This is a genomic window from Herbivorax alkaliphila, assembly GCF_030848475.1.
In the GTDB taxonomy this organism is placed as follows: domain Bacteria; phylum Bacillota; class Clostridia; order Acetivibrionales; family Acetivibrionaceae; genus Herbivorax.
Window position 1 is genome coordinate 1 of record NZ_JAVDDS010000006.1, and the last position, 16,468, is coordinate 16,468.

17 protein-coding genes and 2 tRNA genes are annotated in these 16,468 nt (G+C 30.9%); all 19 read left to right on the forward strand.

Features of this window, described 5'->3' with window-relative positions; all coding sequences use genetic code 11:
* Positions 1 to 709: 709 nt before the first annotated feature.
* The 19 genes from RBH29_RS03140 to RBH29_RS03230 all read left to right on the forward strand — a co-directional run bounded on the left by RBH29_RS03140 (position 710) and on the right by RBH29_RS03230 (position 16,389).
* The gene (locus RBH29_RS03140) at positions 710 to 1,672 is read left to right on the forward strand and encodes an ACP S-malonyltransferase (protein ID WP_306695072.1); all 963 of its coding nucleotides are present in this window, start codon (positions 710 to 712) and stop codon (positions 1,670 to 1,672) included.
* Between the two features lie 114 nt (positions 1,673 to 1,786).
* Positions 1,787 to 2,512, forward strand: coding sequence for a 3-oxoacyl-ACP reductase FabG (gene fabG / locus RBH29_RS03145; RefSeq protein ID WP_306695073.1), 726 nt, complete (start codon positions 1,787 to 1,789; stop codon positions 2,510 to 2,512).
* Positions 2,513 to 2,598: 86 nt separating this feature from the next.
* A complete protein-coding gene (locus RBH29_RS03150; protein ID WP_306695074.1) occupies positions 2,599 to 2,913 on the forward strand; it encodes a phosphopantetheine-binding protein in 315 nt (104 codons plus the stop codon).
* Entirely contained in the window at positions 2,903 to 3,385 is a 483-nt protein-coding gene (gene fabZ, locus RBH29_RS03155; RefSeq protein WP_306695075.1) for a 3-hydroxyacyl-ACP dehydratase FabZ, read from the forward strand. Before RBH29_RS03150 ends, fabZ begins: the two co-directional genes overlap by 11 nt.
* 35 nt (positions 3,386 to 3,420) lie before the next feature.
* Complete coding sequence (locus RBH29_RS03160; RefSeq protein WP_306695077.1) at positions 3,421 to 4,353, forward strand: ABC transporter ATP-binding protein; 933 nt, start codon at positions 3,421 to 3,423, stop codon at positions 4,351 to 4,353.
* Positions 4,334 to 5,218: an ABC transporter permease gene (locus tag RBH29_RS03165; protein WP_306695078.1), complete on the forward strand. Its 885-nt coding sequence runs from the start codon at positions 4,334 to 4,336 to the stop codon at positions 5,216 to 5,218. The genes RBH29_RS03160 and RBH29_RS03165 overlap by 20 nt, the downstream gene beginning before the upstream one ends.
* A 140-nt stretch (positions 5,219 to 5,358) precedes the next feature.
* Positions 5,359 to 6,456, forward strand: a complete 1,098-nt coding sequence (locus RBH29_RS03170; protein WP_306695079.1) for a hypothetical protein — start codon at positions 5,359 to 5,361, stop codon at positions 6,454 to 6,456.
* Between the two features lie 50 nt (positions 6,457 to 6,506).
* On the forward strand, positions 6,507 to 8,942 hold the full coding sequence (locus RBH29_RS03175; protein ID WP_306695081.1) for a beta-ketoacyl-[acyl-carrier-protein] synthase family protein: 2,436 nt from the start codon (positions 6,507 to 6,509) through the stop codon (positions 8,940 to 8,942).
* Positions 8,943 to 9,077: 135 nt separating this feature from the next.
* Positions 9,078 to 9,971 (forward strand): glycosyltransferase family 2 protein, encoded by an 894-nt coding sequence (locus RBH29_RS03180; RefSeq protein WP_306695083.1) that lies wholly within the window; start codon positions 9,078 to 9,080, stop codon positions 9,969 to 9,971.
* 31 nt (positions 9,972 to 10,002) lie between these two features.
* Positions 10,003 to 10,410, forward strand: a complete 408-nt coding sequence (locus tag RBH29_RS03185) for an acyl-CoA thioesterase (protein WP_306695085.1) — start codon at positions 10,003 to 10,005, stop codon at positions 10,408 to 10,410.
* 44 nt (positions 10,411 to 10,454) lie between these two features.
* Positions 10,455 to 11,753: a glycosyltransferase gene (locus RBH29_RS03190; protein WP_306695089.1), complete on the forward strand. Its 1,299-nt coding sequence runs from the start codon at positions 10,455 to 10,457 to the stop codon at positions 11,751 to 11,753.
* Between the two features lie 21 nt (positions 11,754 to 11,774).
* Positions 11,775 to 12,440, forward strand: coding sequence for a 4'-phosphopantetheinyl transferase family protein (locus RBH29_RS03195; protein WP_306695093.1), 666 nt, complete (start codon positions 11,775 to 11,777; stop codon positions 12,438 to 12,440).
* A gap of 72 nt (positions 12,441 to 12,512) precedes the next feature.
* Complete coding sequence (locus RBH29_RS03200) at positions 12,513 to 12,989, forward strand: acyl-CoA thioesterase (protein ID WP_306695097.1); 477 nt, start codon at positions 12,513 to 12,515, stop codon at positions 12,987 to 12,989.
* A 301-nt stretch (positions 12,990 to 13,290) separates the two neighbouring features.
* Positions 13,291 to 13,365 (forward strand) — tRNA-Gln (locus RBH29_RS03205).
* A 3-nt stretch (positions 13,366 to 13,368) separates the two neighbouring features.
* Positions 13,369 to 13,444: transfer RNA gene (locus tag RBH29_RS03210), tRNA-Lys, on the forward strand.
* 342 nt (positions 13,445 to 13,786) lie between these two features.
* Positions 13,787 to 14,626 carry an ABC transporter ATP-binding protein gene (locus RBH29_RS03215; RefSeq protein WP_306695104.1) on the forward strand — a complete coding sequence of 280 codons (840 nt, stop codon included), beginning with the start codon at positions 13,787 to 13,789 and terminating at the stop codon, positions 14,624 to 14,626.
* A complete protein-coding gene (locus RBH29_RS03220) occupies positions 14,616 to 15,332 on the forward strand; it encodes an ABC transporter permease (protein ID WP_306695106.1) in 717 nt (238 codons plus the stop codon). Before RBH29_RS03215 ends, RBH29_RS03220 begins: the two co-directional genes overlap by 11 nt.
* 41 nt (positions 15,333 to 15,373) lie before the next feature.
* Positions 15,374 to 15,583, forward strand: coding sequence for a sulfur carrier protein ThiS (thiS, locus tag RBH29_RS03225; protein WP_306695107.1), 210 nt, complete (start codon positions 15,374 to 15,376; stop codon positions 15,581 to 15,583).
* The gene (locus RBH29_RS03230; RefSeq protein WP_306695109.1) at positions 15,580 to 16,389 is read left to right on the forward strand and encodes a HesA/MoeB/ThiF family protein; all 810 of its coding nucleotides are present in this window, start codon (positions 15,580 to 15,582) and stop codon (positions 16,387 to 16,389) included. Before thiS ends, RBH29_RS03230 begins: the two co-directional genes overlap by 4 nt.
* Positions 16,390 to 16,468: the final 79 nt, after the last annotated feature.

The window sequence follows — 16,468 nt, forward strand, 5'->3', positions numbered from 1 at the left end:
ATCTATTGAATGATATAAAAATTTCAAGACGTTCTTTCTCTCAATTATTTCAGTTTTACCACCAGTTTTATAATCATGTTTTTTTATTTTTTTTCAGTCAGTTATATAATGTCTTATGTTAGAAGAAGAGCCTTCATAGCCATCCTTTTGTATTTCTTTTTCTATTACTGAACCCATTATTCCTTTTTCAAGGAAGGCATCTATTTTTCAATATAAGGAACAAGTATACCATTGCTTCTTTTTTTTCGTAGGAAGCATGAACAGGATCAAAGTTTTCGTCAAGGTATTTTTTTATGGTATGAGTTGTAATGCCTGTCCTTCTAGAAATCTCGCGGTTACTGTGTCCAGCCTTTGTTTATGATAATCTAGAATTGACTCCTTAAAATAATTAAAAATATTACAATTGCACATTACAAATTTCATTTTGTCATTTGTTTTTTCTAAAAAGACATTACAAACGTTTATTTACAAATTTCTAGAGGTAGAATATAATCTTTAGTAAAGAAAACTTTACTATTAATTTTAATGTATATTGTTACTGCATTACAACTAGAATGAAAAAATGCAAGCATTAGATTTTTAATGTATTTGTTTGTTAAGGCAATACGTTAGAAAAATTGTTATTATTTGCTTGGGGGAGTTGTTGAAATAAAAGAGATATTAAGTTAAAATATAGTATTAAAATTTAGTATGATTAGGGGGTGAGATTATGTTAGTAAATTATCTTTTTCCAGGACAAGGTTCACAATATCATGGGATGATTAGAACATTATCAAATAACCTTAAAGAAGTTAAAGAAGTGTTTGAAGTAGCATCAGATATATATGGAAAAGATATTGAAATACTTTGCAAAACAGCTACTGACCATGAATTGCAATTAACACAAAATACACAAGTAGCTGTTTTGACAATGAGTATAGCATATTTAAGACTTCTAGAAAATCGTGAAATATATCCTAATATAGTAGCTGGTCATAGTTTAGGGCAGTATGCGGCAATGGTTGCAAGTCGGATTATTAGTTTTGAAAATGCACTTGAAATAGTATTACTAAGAAGCAAGATGATGTCAGAAATTAAGCGTAAAGGCACTATGTATGCTGTTTTAGGTGTGGATGATTGTAAAATTAGAGAGGTGTGCGAAAAAATATCGGATGAATATGGACAAGTATCAATAGCCTTATACAATACAAATTCCCAAATAGTTATAGGTGGGGATGAATTATATGTGGTTAAAGCATGTGAAGAGTTAAAGAAATTAGGGGCTTTGAGGGTAACGCAGCTTTCTGTTAGTCAAGCTTTTCACACGCCATTAATGAAAGATATGATTAAACCATTTGCTGAATTGGTAGACAAACTACAGATAAAAACACCAAAGTGTAATATAGTTTTGAATTCTACTGGTGATTATGAAACTGATAAAGAAGCTATGCGCAGAGAGCTAGTTAATCAATGCACATATCCAGTATTATGGAAACATTCAATGAATCGTATTTTACATAATAAAGATAGCGTTTTTGTAGAGGTTGGATCTGGAAAAACCTTGACAGGAATGATGAGAAGTATATCTAATACAACAAAGGTATATGCACTAGATGATGCTAAACATTTTAAAAAGTTTGTAGTTATGATGTCTGAGCGTAGAGAAGGTAAAAAAGAAGGGCAAACTGCATAAAAATAAGGACAACATAATATGTTTTAAATTAGTAGTTTTATTATGAATAAATGAAAGAATAGAACTATAAGAAGGTGAGGGATTACTATTAATAATTTATTCAGTAGTGATGTTGTGTCTTTAGTTACAGGGGCATCACAAGGAATTGGGAGAGCTATAGCCATTGATTTAGCACAAAATGGTGCACACGTAATTGTCAACTATAATAAAAGCCTAAAAGAAGCAGAAATAACTGAAGAATTAATAAAGAATAATGGTGGGAAATCTACTATTATTAAGGCGGACGTATCAGACGAAAATGAAGTAATGGAAATGTTTAAAAGAATAAAAAAAAATTTTAAAAGATTAGATATTCTGGTTAACAATGCTGGAATTATAAAAGATGGTTATTTAATGATGATGAGCGGCAAATCTTTTAATCAGGTTATGAATGTTAATATGGGTGGATGTTTTCATTGTACGCAGGCAGCCTTAAGGTTAATGTGTTCACAAAAGAAAGGAAGCATAGTTAATATAGCTTCGACGAGTGGACTTGTCGGTCAAGAAGGTCAAACTAATTATTCAGCATCTAAAGGTGCTATTATATCTTTTAGCAAAGCAGTTGCTAAGGAATATGCAAAATATAATATAAGAGTTAATGTTGTAGCACCTGGCTTTGTTAAAACGAATATGACAACAGCTAATAAGACTGTACTATTAGAGAAATATATAGATAATATTCCCATGGAACGATTTGGAGAGTCAGAAGAGGTTGCAAATGCTGTATCTTTCTTAGCATCAGATAAAGCCTCTTATATAACATCTAAAGTTCTTACTGTAGATGGTGGCATGACTGTTTGACCATATAAAAAGTATATAGATTTTAATATGAAAATCAAAACGAAGTGAGTTTCTAAAAAAATATTTTAATAATAGGAGGATTAAATATGTGTATAAAGAAAAATGAGGTTCTCAAATCAGCAGAGGAACGTAGAGAATATTCCAATAGAGTAAAAACAATGATTGTTAGACAATTATGCTTAGATATTGATCCAGAGTTTATTACGAATGACCAGCCACTATTTGGAAGAGGTTTAGAGTTAGATTCTATAGACGCATTGGAGTTAACTGTTGGGATTTTTGATGAATTTGAAGTTGCGCTTAAAGAGGAGGAAACTGGGATATTTTTCTCAGTAAATACAATAGTAGATTATTTAATTTCAAATATTAATGAAAATGAGGAAGAAGAAAATGATAATTGATGCAAATTTATTACAAAAAATACTTCCGCATAAAGCACCATTTTTGCTTTTGGATAAGGTTATTGAGTTAGAACCAGGCAAAAAAGCAGTTGGAATAAAAAATATTACAATTAATGAACCCTATTTTACAGGACACTTTCCTACAAGACCGATAGTTCCAGGTGTTTTGATAGTAGAATCATTAGCCCAGTTAACGGCGGTAATGTATTGTTCGGAGTATTTGCCGCAAGATATTAACTCAGATAGTGAACTAGAAAATGTTATAGATTTGTCTGAACTAGCATCGAAGGTTGGTTACCTTGTAGACATAAAAAATATAAAATTCAAAAAGCTTGTGGTTCCAGGAGATACTTTAGAATTACATGTTATTAAAAATATTTCAGTTGGTCTTATGTCATCAATAAAGGTAGCGGCCTATGTTAATAAAGAATGTGTGGTTGAAGGTAACATTTCAGTTTCTCAGAATCAATAAGAATTAGAAAGAATAAAGAATAATGGGAGTGCAAAATGACTGAAATTATAAAAGTTCGTGGACTTAGCAAAACTTATGGTAACATTACCGCAGTAAATGGAATTGATTTGTCTGTTAATGAAGGAGATTTGTTTGCCTTTCTTGGGCCTAATGGTGCAGGAAAATCTACGACAATTGATATATTATGTACTCTAATAAAGTGTGACAAAGGTGAAATTATTATCGATGGATATACAATGGGGAAAAATGAAAAAAATATACGAAAAAAAATCGGAGTTGTTTACCAAAATAGTGTTTTAGACAATTTACTTACAGTTCGAGAAAATTTAATTTTTAGAGGAGATTTTTATTCAATACATAAAAAAGATTTAAGATTTAAAATAGAATACTTATCAAAAATTACAGAAGCAACAGAAATATTGGACAGACCTTATGGCAAGCTTTCTGGTGGACAAAAAAGAAGAGTCGATATTTTGCGAGCACTTATTAATAGTCCTAGAATTTTATTTTTAGATGAACCTACAACGGGATTAGATCCTAAAACTAGATTTTCAATTTGGAACATAATTTCTAAAATGCAAAAAGAATTTGGGACAACAGTATTCTTAACGACTCACTATATGGAGGAAGCTGCTAATGCTGATTATGTTTCAGTTATATGTAAAGGAAATATTATAGAGAAAGGAACGCCTACATATTTAAAAAATAAATATGCTAAAGACTATCTGAAAGTTTACTCAAATAATATTGAAGTCGATAATTACTTGAAAAATTGCAAACTAAAATATAAAAGAAAAAATGATGTTGTCATTGCACAAGTAAATGAAGCTAAAGAAACATTATCTATTTTAAATAATTTAAAAGATACCATTACAAGCTTTGAAGTAATTAAAGGTACAATGGATGATGCTTTTATGGAAATAATCCTTAATGAAGGAGGAACTAAAGATGAATTACAGCATGATTAACAGAAATTTACTTGTATATTTTAGAGATAAGACATCTGTATTTTTTTCATTGTTATCAGTCATTATTGTTATTGCTCTTTATGTTATGTTTTTAGCAAGAATTCAAGTTGATAGTGTGCTAGCGGTAGTAGGAGATGGAATTAAAGAAAGGGATATTTCTTGGATGATAAATAGCTGGATATTAGCGGGTCTACTATCAATTATCTCAGTCACATCTACACTTAGTGCACTTAATGTTATGGTACAGGATAAGGAAAAAAAAATTATAAAAGATTTTAAAAGTGCACCAATAAATTTTGCCATATATCCTTTTTCTATTATAGTAAGTTCATGTATTGTAGGTATATTAATGAACTTAGTTGCATTGGGGGCTTTTAGTGCATTTATATATTTATATACAGGACATGTTTTTACTGCATTGCAATATACAAAAGTATTGGGACTTATTCTTTTTTCAGTTTTAATGGCAGCGACAATAATGACATTTATGGTTTCTTGTTTTTCAACAAATGGTGCTTTTTCATCTGCTAGTGTTATTGTTGGTACATTAATAGGTTTTCTTACAGGGGTTTATGTTCCCGTAGGAACTTTGCCCGAAGCGGTTCAAACTGTAATCAAATTATTACCTTTTGGTCATGTAGCATCTTTATTTAGAAAGGTTCTAATGGAGAATGCAATTAATAAAGTATTTGACGGAGCTCCATTAGAAATCGTTAGTGAATACAGGAGATTATATGGAGTACAGTATGTAATAGCAGGTAGAGAGGTGAGCTTTTATATTTCTTTTCTATATGCCATGATACTTACCATTATATTTATAGCATTATTTATTTTAAATTTTAATAGAAAGAGGAAAGAAATATAAAATAAGTCTAGACATAGCTTTGTCAAATACTATATTTATACAAGAAAACAATTATTATAAAAGTTGTAAAAATGCGTATAAAAAATTTTTATACACACAGCTAAATAAAAAATTTTGATTAATTTTAGGAGGTTTTAATTATGGTAAAGAGTACATTGTTAAAGTATTACCCAGAAGGCACTGAAATAACAACGATAGGAAATCGAGAAGCAGTATCTAAATTTACAAATGTAGAAGAGGAATATAATTTTATAAGAAATGAAGTTGGTGTAATAGATTGTTGTACATATGGAATTTATAAAATTAAAGGTGAGGGAGCAACGAAATTTTTAGACCAACTAGCCACAAAAGATATTGAATATCTAAATATAAACAGAATAAGCGAGTGCTATTTTCTGGACAATTATGCTAACATTGTTGGGTGGGTATTTATTCTTCGTTTTGACGATTATTATCTGGTTTTAGCACCGTGGGATTGTGCAGATAAGGTTTATGAGTGGTTGAAAGTTAATGCTGATGATTGTGTAGAAATTTCTAATTTGACGGGAAGTAAGGAAATAATATCTGTTGAGGGTCCAAAGTCATTTAAAATTCTCAAGGAGATTATGGGAATTGAAATAGAAACAATACCACTTAGAGGATTTACAGAAGAAAAATGGGATAGCTCGGATGTTTGTGTCGCTCGCATGGGGTTATCTGGGGAATATGGGTATGCCATATTAACTGATTTAGGGAAGGCAGGAGACTTGATAAATGAACTATTAAAATCCCGTGAGAATGTTAAATGCAAGCTTTGTGGAATTAATGCACTTGAATTATGTATGCTAGAAATCAGACAGCCGAATTTGCGTTATGAGACAAAGAATAAGGGAAATATTTTTGAATTAGCCCAGCAGTGGCTTATCCAATATGATAAAGAAAACTTTACAGGATATGAGAAGCTTAGAGAAATGTTTGAAAAGCCAAAAGAAAGATTAGTTATTGGTTTTGAGTGTAGTGAAATAAAAAATATTAAAAGAGAAACAAAGGTTTTTGTAGAAGATGAAATCATTGGAGAGGTGTTACATTGTATTTATAATTCTCAAATAGGCAAGACTATAGGCGTTATTCTAGTCAAAAGTATATATGCACAGTCGGGAATAAAATTAACTTTAAAGATAAAAGACCACTTATATGAAATCAAAACCTTAACCGCTCCCTATGTGAAGCCAATTAGTTCGACACTTAAAATGGAGTAAATAATCTAAATGATTCTAAATGTTGGAATTGTGAAGGGGGATAATTAGTAATGCATAAGAGAGTCGTGATTACAGGAATTGGTGTAGTAAGTTCAATTGGCAAAAACAAGAGGGAGTTTTGCGAAAATCTTTTTAAAGGCAATTCTGGTATTGTAAAACAAAAATTTCAATATATAAATGGCGATGCTTGTGGAAGTGCTGGTGTAGTTAGCCTGAATGAAGAAGAGATTCATAAGTTTTTTAAAGAAAACAACTTGCCGTATGATAAAGCATCACAGTTAGCTCTAATGGCAGCAGAAGAGTGTATCGAACAATCTAGTATAAAAGAATTCCAGGTAGAAAGATATAGACAAGGAGTTGCAGTTGGAACTTCATTAGGTGGTATGCTAAGTGGAGATAAATTCCATGTGCAATGGCTAGAGCAGGGAATTGAAAAGGCTGATAAAGAATTACTAAGGCAATATCCTTTACATGCTATTGCAGATATTATTGCGAAAGAATTTGAATTCAATGGTGTTAAGTGTATAATATCTACAGCATGTGCTGCTGGAGGTAACGCTATAGGGTATGGTGCAGATATGATAAAGAGCGGAAAGTTTGATGTAATGTTAGCTGGTGGAGTAGACCCGCTTTCGCGTTTTTCTTTTGCGGGATTTAAATCATTGAAAGCATTAGATTCTGATCCATGTAAGCCATATAGCGAAAGCAAAGGTATTAATTTAGGTGAGGGAGCTGCATTTTTTCTTTTAGAAAGTTTTGAACATGCATTAAAAAGAAATGCAAAGATAATTGCAGAGGTAATGGGATATGCTTTAAGTGCTGATGCATACCATCAGACAGCCCCTGATTTAGGTGGAGGTGGGGCTGTTCGTTCAATGTTAGGCTCAATAAAAAACAGTTGTTCCCAAAAGGAAGAAATATCATATGTAAATGGTCATGGAACTGGCACAACATCTAACGATAATGCAGAAACAAAAGCGTTTAAATCAGTTTTTAAAGAAAAATATACTGAGATACCAATTAGTAGTACAAAAGGAGGAATAGGGCATTGTTTGGGGGCAGCTGGAGCTATAGAAGCTGTAGCTTCGGTACTGGCAATAGAAAACCAAAAAATTCCTCCCACTGCTAATTTTAGTAAAGCAAAACAAGTGGATGTAGATTTTGTTCCTAATCATGCAAAAGAAAAGGAATGTAATACTGTTTTATCAAATTCTTTTGCATTTGGAGGCAATAATTGCTCGGTGATTTTTTCTAAAGTACGACATGATTTTAAAGAAAAAGATATTGAAAAAAAACCTATTGTGATTACGGGCATAGGTTGTACAGGTGTTGGAGGAACAAATATTTCTGAACTTTGGTCTACGTTTGAAAAGAGTGAATGTTGTATTAAAGAAATAGCTGGATTTGACAACGCTAATTTAAGGTGTAAATGGGCAGGTGAAATGCCAAAAGTAGATTGGAAGAGGTTTATTCCAAATAATATTTTAAGGCGAGCAGATTCTGTAACTAAGTTGGCAATGGCTTCGGGAAAGCAAGCATTGGATGATTCAAAGTTAAAAGTTACCAACCAGAACAATGGATCTATTGGTGTTATATATGCAACAGGAACTGGACCTTTAGAAACTATTGAAGCTATTAATCGTTCGTTGGTATTAAAAGGGATTGAAGCAGTGAATCCGTTTTTGTTCCCTAATAGTGTTATGAACGCAGCACCAGGTAATTTCTGTATTGCACATATGATTAAAGGTCCTACCTCAACGATTTCTTCTGGAGGTACATCAACATTAAATGCTCTTGTTTATGGATGTGAGTTGCTACGCAGCAGACAGGCAGAGGCTTTGGTTATAATTGGTGCAGATGAATGTAATGAGGTATTGATAAGAGGTTACGATAAAATCGGGTTGCTTTCAGACAATGGTGTAATGCCTTTTAGCAAAAAATCAAAGGGTATGATTTTATCTCCTGGTTCTACGGCATTTATAATTGAAACTGAGGAACATGCAAAAAAAAGGAATGCAAAAATATATGCTAAGATTTTAGGTTATGCAAGTACATCAGACAATTCACCACTATGTTATGTTTCAAAACAAGGAATAGAATGGCAGAAAAGTGTTTCATTAGCTTTGGAAGAAAGTAGACTTGATAAAGTAGACCATTATGCTTCCTCTGCATCTGGTGTAAAAGGAATAGATATAGCAGAAGCAAATTTAATAAATAATCTCTTTACTAAAGAAACTGCAATTTCTTCAGTACAGTCTTTGCTAGGGTTTACATCAGGTTCAAGTGGTGGTTATGAATTACTAAGTAATATTTATGCTATGGAAACGGGAAAAATTCCTTCCACACCAAATAAGATTCAGTCTCCCTTGGATAAAATCGCAGGAAAAATAAATCAAGAAAAGGCTAGAAAAAAGGAAATAAAAAATGCAGCTGTAAGTGCTGTTTCTTTTGGCGGAGCATATACAACCATTATAGTTGGTAAATAAGGAGATTAAATAAAAAAGATTTTATTATCATAGATATATGATTAAGATATTTAGTGATTCGCGACTTATTTAGCTAATAGTTGAAAATTTATAGCTATATACTAGTAGAAATATAGAAAATTTAGGGGTGAGGATATGATTGAGTGTTCCATTATTATTCCATATTATCAGAGGTATGATTTACTTATAAACTGTCTGAATTCTTTTCTTAATCAAACAAAAAAAGAGGATTTGGAAATAATTATAGTAGATGATGGTTCAGATATTGTAAGGGATAAAGAGCTTGAAAAATATAAAAAAGAGCTTAACATTTCTTATGAATACATGCATAGAGATTCGACTTCAGGGTCACCTTCTAGAGTCAGAAATAAAGGTTTTTCTCTAAGTAAAGGCAGATATATAGTGTTTTTAGACTGTGACATGATAGTTCCAAAAGATTTTGTACAACAGGTAATAGGTTTTTTTGAAGAAAATTCAGATATATCGCATATTCTACAAATTGGCTTTAGAAATAACCTTAAAGCATCTTGTAATACTGCAAAATTAGAAGAAATAAAACATCAACATTATAGCGTTGATATACGTGAAAAAGTTCTCAATTATTATAAATGTAATATGCAAGATTTAAAAACTAAATGGCTGTTAGCTTGGTCTCATACCATGTGTATGAAACGTGATACTATTAATAAATTTGGTTGCTTTGATGAAGAGTTTAGTGGGTGGGGGCTAGAAGATACAGAACTTGCATATCGTTATGACAAGCAGGGAGGCAGAATCCTTCATAATCCTAAAATAACAGCATTTCACCAATGGCATAAGTCTTCTTATCTTGCGAAATATACTGGTGACTGGAGAAAAAACTATGAAAAATTTTTGAAAAAATATAATAATAAAGAAGTTAAGAAATTAGGAGAACTTAGTTATTGTTTGAATGAAAAAGAAATAGTTCAAAGTGGAATTAGTGCTATGTTCCTTATGGTAATGTATGAAGAGGTTGTAAAGGTATTACATGAAGAAAATTTAGTATAATATGTAACTTGGGTAAGTTAGGAGGGTCATATTGAAAATTCAAAAAATGAAACACAGTACAATTGATATTAGAATAAGGTTGGCAGAAACTGATCCATATGGAATTGCACATCATTCGAATTATTTTACATGGTTTGAAGAGGGACGTTTTGATTATTTTGAAAAGAATACATATGAAGTGTCTGATATGAAAAATAATAGTGATGTTGTGTATTGTAACTTGAGTATAAAATGTAAATTTCTAAAATCAGTAGGCTTTAAAGATGAAATACAAGTAAAAACATATATGAGTCAACCTTCTATATATGCTCGATACTTATTTCAACAAGAAATCATAAATAAAAAAACAGGAGAAAAGGTTGCAGAATGTAATTCTACTATGGCTGGATTGTCGAGAAAAAACTGGGAAATAATCACATTACCAGAAGATGAAAATTAGTGTTATATATAATTAGAATAGCAGTGTTATTTCAATAAAAAGGGGTGATTAAAATTAATAAGAATAAAAGAACAGTAATGCTTGCACCTGCAGTATATAATTGGGCTGAAACACATAGAATGGCTAGCTTTGCTAAGGAATTTCATAAAAAAGGGTTTAATGTTATTATGTTAGGTAGGGGACAGTATGATTATTTATATATTGACGAACCCTTTGAAATAGCTGTTCCTGAAAGTGACAGATGGTGGTTTAATGATGAAAGAATATCAAAGTTGATGGACATAGATAAATATAGGAATGATTACACTGGGTTACATGAACTGGAAAAAATAGTTGAAGAAGAATGTGAGATTATAAGACAATATAAACCAGAGGTTATCATTACAGGGTATAGGACGACTCTAAGTATTTCAGCAAAGATAGTGTCAATACCATTAGTGTGGATTTTATCTGCTGTAGTATCACCAATGTACTATATTGAAGGAATGGCTTCTATGCCTGATAGATATCCAATTAAAATGTTAAAAGATGCATCGTCAAAAATCAGTTCGTTTTATTACTCAAAATTAGCTTTATCTAATAATAGCACCTCAGGAATATGGAATAAGTGTCTTAAAAAACATAGACTAAAACCATTTAAGTATGATATGCAACTATTTGAGGGAGATTTCAATTTAATGTCTGATGCTAAAGAACTTTTTCCAAAATTCAAAAAAAACAAAGATAATTATAAATTTTGTGGGCCTATATTTAATTTTGAAGAAATACCGTTTCCAAATTCAATAAAAAATTATAAAGCTCAAAGAAATAAAACTATTTTTATTTCAATGGGATCTTCGGGAAACAGTAGTGTATTTTTTGAAATACTTGAGTTTTTAAAAGAGTTACCATATAATGTTTTTGTTGCCACAACATCTATTTTAAAAAATATAAACCCTAATGATTATCCCTCAAATTTTACTTTTGAAAAGAAATATCCTCCAATCAAAATGGCTAGCCTAGCTGATGTTTGTATTATACACGGAGGACAAGGTACTGTATATTCTACTATTTTAGGTGGAACGCCATTTATAGGAATTCCTATGTTCAGTGAACAACAATATAATTTAGAAAATCTTATAAACAAATTTAATTGTGGAAAAGTCATTAAACGAAGTGAATTGAGTTTTGATATTTTTAAAGATAGTTTATACAAAATTCTCACAAATGATATATACAAAACAAATATTCAGTTATTAAAATCAAAAATAGAAAAATACTATTATGATAGGGAATATAGAGCAGAAGTAGTCGGAGTTAGACAAATAATTGATTACTTGAAAAACAATAAATGTGATAGATAAATTATTCTATAGGAGGCAAACATGGTTTGGGTTGTTTTTACAACACTAGAGGATATTCATAGGTGCAAAAATCTTTTTGATGAATATTTGCTACCAAATTCCAGTGATAAAGCAAAAGAAAGATATAATTTAGCAATTAACAAAAAGAAAGCTCAATCAATAATAGTTGCAGAACAATTATTAAAGTATATTGTTGCTAAAACACTTAATATAAATATGAATGAAGTTTTTATAGATAAAAAACAGAGTGATAATGGCAAGCCAAGTATAAATAATAATAATTTTAATATAAGCGTAAGTCACTCAGACAACTACATAATGGGTGCAATCTCTAATAATAAAATAGGATGTGATGTTCAAAGAGTTAATTATTCAAGAAAAATTATACCTAAAGGCTTCTTTACAGAGGATGACATGTCGTATATATTTTTTTCTATAGATTATGTCACAGAATACCATAAAATATGGACGCGAAAAGAAAGTTATTTTAAATTAAATGGTAGAGAAAATTGTGATTCAAAAATTAATTTTTCTAATTCAAATGATGTACATCTGTGCAATAAATTCTTTTTTCATACAGAATTCATTGAAAAAGATGTAATAGCTACTATATGCACAAATTTGTTTTATGAAAAAATACAATTCACACAACTTAATGTTGTTGATTTTGTATATAGCTATAGGTAATATTAAAGTAATAAATTATTGACTAAGAATAAGTCAACAAATTTATTTTTAAAGATTAAAGGAGTGAGTGATGTGCCTAAGTGGTTTAATATTGATATAAAAACAAGTTTTTCAGATTGTAATTCTATGAAAATAGTCCACTCTTCTAAATATTTTATTTGGTTTGAAATTTCACGATTTCAAATAGCTAGCATGATAGGTATAAATAATAATGATAATGGTAATAATAATGATAATGGTAATAATAATGATAATGGTAATAATAATGATGATAATAATGATTGGGCTTCTATTCTTTTTCCAGTAATAGAAGCGGAATGTAAATATTTAAGACCGATAGAACAGAATGTAGACATAGTTGTAAAAACAACATTACTAAAACCTATAGTTCCAAAGCTGGTTTTTGAACATATTGTTTGTGACAAAAAAACTAGTTTTGAATATGCAAAAGCCAGAACCGTTGTAGCAATAGTTTCAAAAAAAAAGGGCCTAATATTAACGTTAAATAATGAATTCAAAAAAATAATTAATGATTATTTGGAATCGTAAAACATATTATCTAAAAAAGATAAAAACTTTATATTTTAAAAACACAAGATTTGATTTAATTGAAGAATATTGTTAAAAAATATATCGATAAACTTTGAAACCAATACTTGCCATGAGGGTTTAAATGCTTATATCACAGTGTTTTATAAAAGATAAAAAAACATTGAAAAAAATAAAAAAATATGCTTGACATTTAGATGTATATGTTTTAAAATATTGTTTTGATAGGTATAGTTTAGTTGTTTAAAGTGTGACTCTTGAAGCCGTAAGTTCGGATTCCAGTATTCACGACATTAATTGTTGGGATGTAGCCAAGGGGTAAGGCACCAGACTTTGACTCTGGCATTCCAAGGTTCGAATCCTTGCATCCCAGCCATAAGGGCCATTAGCTCAGTCGGTAGAGCACTTGACTTTTAATCAAGCTGTCGAAGGTTCGATTCCTTCATGGCTCACCAGAATAATAAAGGTGGCTTCTCAATAAAGTCAGAGGTCACAAGAAAAAACCTTTTGATTATTGTGTACTAACATTTAATCAAAAGGTTTTTTTAGTATTTTACAATCTTGCGAAAATAATTAACTAAATATATTAAACCATTAAAATTCATAAATATATATAATATTTAAAATAACTATTGACATTTATTACTTTGCGTATTAAAATAATAATAACCAATAAAACATATTGACTTACTAGGAAATAAAAAATAAACCCTGTTATAGTGCTTTAACACTATAACAGGGCTAAAAAATAAATTAAAACCTAGTAAACCGATATGAATAATAAATGAGGTGAGGACATGGATTTAGTAGTAAAGGATATAAGCAAAATTTATAATTCGAAAAATAAAACAAATTCTTCTCTTAATAAAATAAATCTTAGTATTAAAAAGGGTGAGTTTATTTGCATTGTAGGTCCTTCTGGTTGTGGCAAATCTACTCTTTTAAATATTATTGCAGGCCTTGAAGGAGCAACATCAGGTCAGGTGAGTATAAATGGCAGTCAAGTTACAAATCCAGGTCCTGATAAAGCGGTAGTTTTTCAAGACGGAGCACTTTTTCCCTGGCTTAAGGTTATTGATAATGTGGAATTTGGAATGAAAATGGCTGGAGTTCCTAAGGGCGAGAGAAGGGAAAAAGCTTTAGAGTATCTTAGGTTAGTTCACCTTACAAAATTTCAAAATTCATATATGCATGAATTGTCAGGTGGTATGAGACAGAGAGTTGCAATAGCAAGAGCGCTGTCGCTAGATTCAGAAATACTATTAATGGATGAGCCTTTTTCAGCTTTAGACAGCCAGACAAGAAACATCCTACAGCTTGAATTACAGCAAATATGGTGGAAAACTAAAAAAACAGTTATTTTTGTAACTCATACGGTAGAAGAAGCTGTGATGTTAGGAGATAGAGTGGTTGTAATGACTGCATCCCCAGGAAAGATAAAAAAGGAATACACTATACAGCTTTCAAGACCCAGATTTGCAGAAAATTCAGACATTAATTACTATACAGGTGAAATAAAAAATGAGCTTAAAGATGAGGTGGAAAAAGTTGCGAAAAATGAATTTGACAGTGGTTGGAGTATTGAAAAAGATACTGTTTTATCTGGTGTTGATAACACTATGGGAATTGGTTTATAGATTGGGAACACAACTTTTTAATTTTTGGAATGTAAATTACTTTCCATCTCCTTTAAATGTAATAAATAGATTAACTGTTTTATTTACTTCTTTCGGGCTGTGGACTTATATAATTGAAAGCCTTGGCACTGTTTTTATAGGATACGCTATATCAATTGTTTTAGGAGTTCTAATTGGTTTTACAGTAACTCATTTTAAATTTCTAAATGAAAATTTAAGTGGATTACTCTTAGGGCTTCAAACACTGCCTAATGTATGTTGGCTTCCCTTCGGAGTATTGTGGTTTGGAGAAAATCAAAGGGCGATTATTTTTATAATTGCTATTGGCTCTATTTTTGCAATATCATTAGGAACTATATCAGGCATTAACAATATAAATCCTATTTATATAAGATCTGCAAAAAGTTTAGGAGCTAAAGGGGTAAAGTCCTACTTAAATGTAATTATTCCAGCTAGTCTCCCATCAATTATATCAGGAATGAAACAAGGATGGTTGTTTGCGTGGAGGGCACTAATGTCAGGAGAGATGCTCCTTGCCACAAGAGGTCTTGGTAAAGTGCTACTTGAAGGAAGAGACCAACAAGATATTGTTCAAATTGTAGCTGTTATGTTTGTGATAATAGCCATGGGACTTTCAATTGAAGCCTTGGTGTTTAAAAGAATAGAGACAGGTATAAGTGAAAAATGGGGGCTTAATAAATGCTAGTTTAAAATTATAATTTATAAAATTTGAGAGGTGTGATTATTATGAAAATTAAAGCTAATGGAAAAGAGGTTCAACTAAAGGAAAATGTAAATGTTAAGGAACTTTTGGATATACAAAAAGTTGAAATGCCAGAGTATGTAACAGTTCAGATTAATGATGACATTATACCAAAAGAACAGTTTGAAACAGCATTTTTAAAAGATGGAGATGTGGTTGAATTTTTATACTTTATGGGAGGAGGAAGTATATGAATTTTACAAACGAGCAGCTTGAAAGATATTCGAGACATATAATTTTAAAAGAAGTTGGAGTTAAGGGGCAAAAGAGGCTTCTCCAATCAAAAATACTTATAGTTGGTACAGGAGGTTTAGGAGCACCAGCAGCTATGTTTCTTGCAGCGGCAGGGGTGGGAACTATAGGTTTAGTAGATTTTGATGTGGTTGAATTGTCAAATCTTCAGAGGCAGATAATACATTTAACAAAAGATATAGGAAAGCACAAGGTACAATCAGCAAAAGAGACTATTAATGAGATGAATCCAGATATTAATACAGTTATCTATAAGGAATGGGTAAGTTCATCTAACATAACTGACATTATAAAAGACAGGGATTATGACTTTATAATAGATGGAACAGATAACTTTCCTGCAAAGTTTTTAATAAACGATGCAAGTGTACTTTTAAAAAAGCCCTTTTCACATGCAGGAATAATAAGATTTCAAGGTCAGACGCTAACATATGTTCCAGGTAAAGGGTCTTGTTACAGATGTATTTTTAAAAGTCCTCCCCCACCTGATGCAGTTCCAACATGTAAACAGGCTGGAGTCCTTGGGGTTATGGGAGGAATAATAGGTACAATACAGGCAACAGAAGCAGTTAAATATATTCTAGGTACAGGTGATTTATTAAATGGTCATCTACTGACTTATGATGCACTTAAAATGGATTTTAGAAAGGTGAAGCTTTCTTACAACAAAAACTGCCAGGTATGTGGTGAAAAGCCTACTATAACAGAACTTATTGATTATGATCAGCCCCAGTGTGAATTAAATTAAACTTGCTCAACAATGTTTTTTCCATATTTTAATTCAATTAAATAGCATGCAACCAATGCTAATATTAAAAAAATAGAAG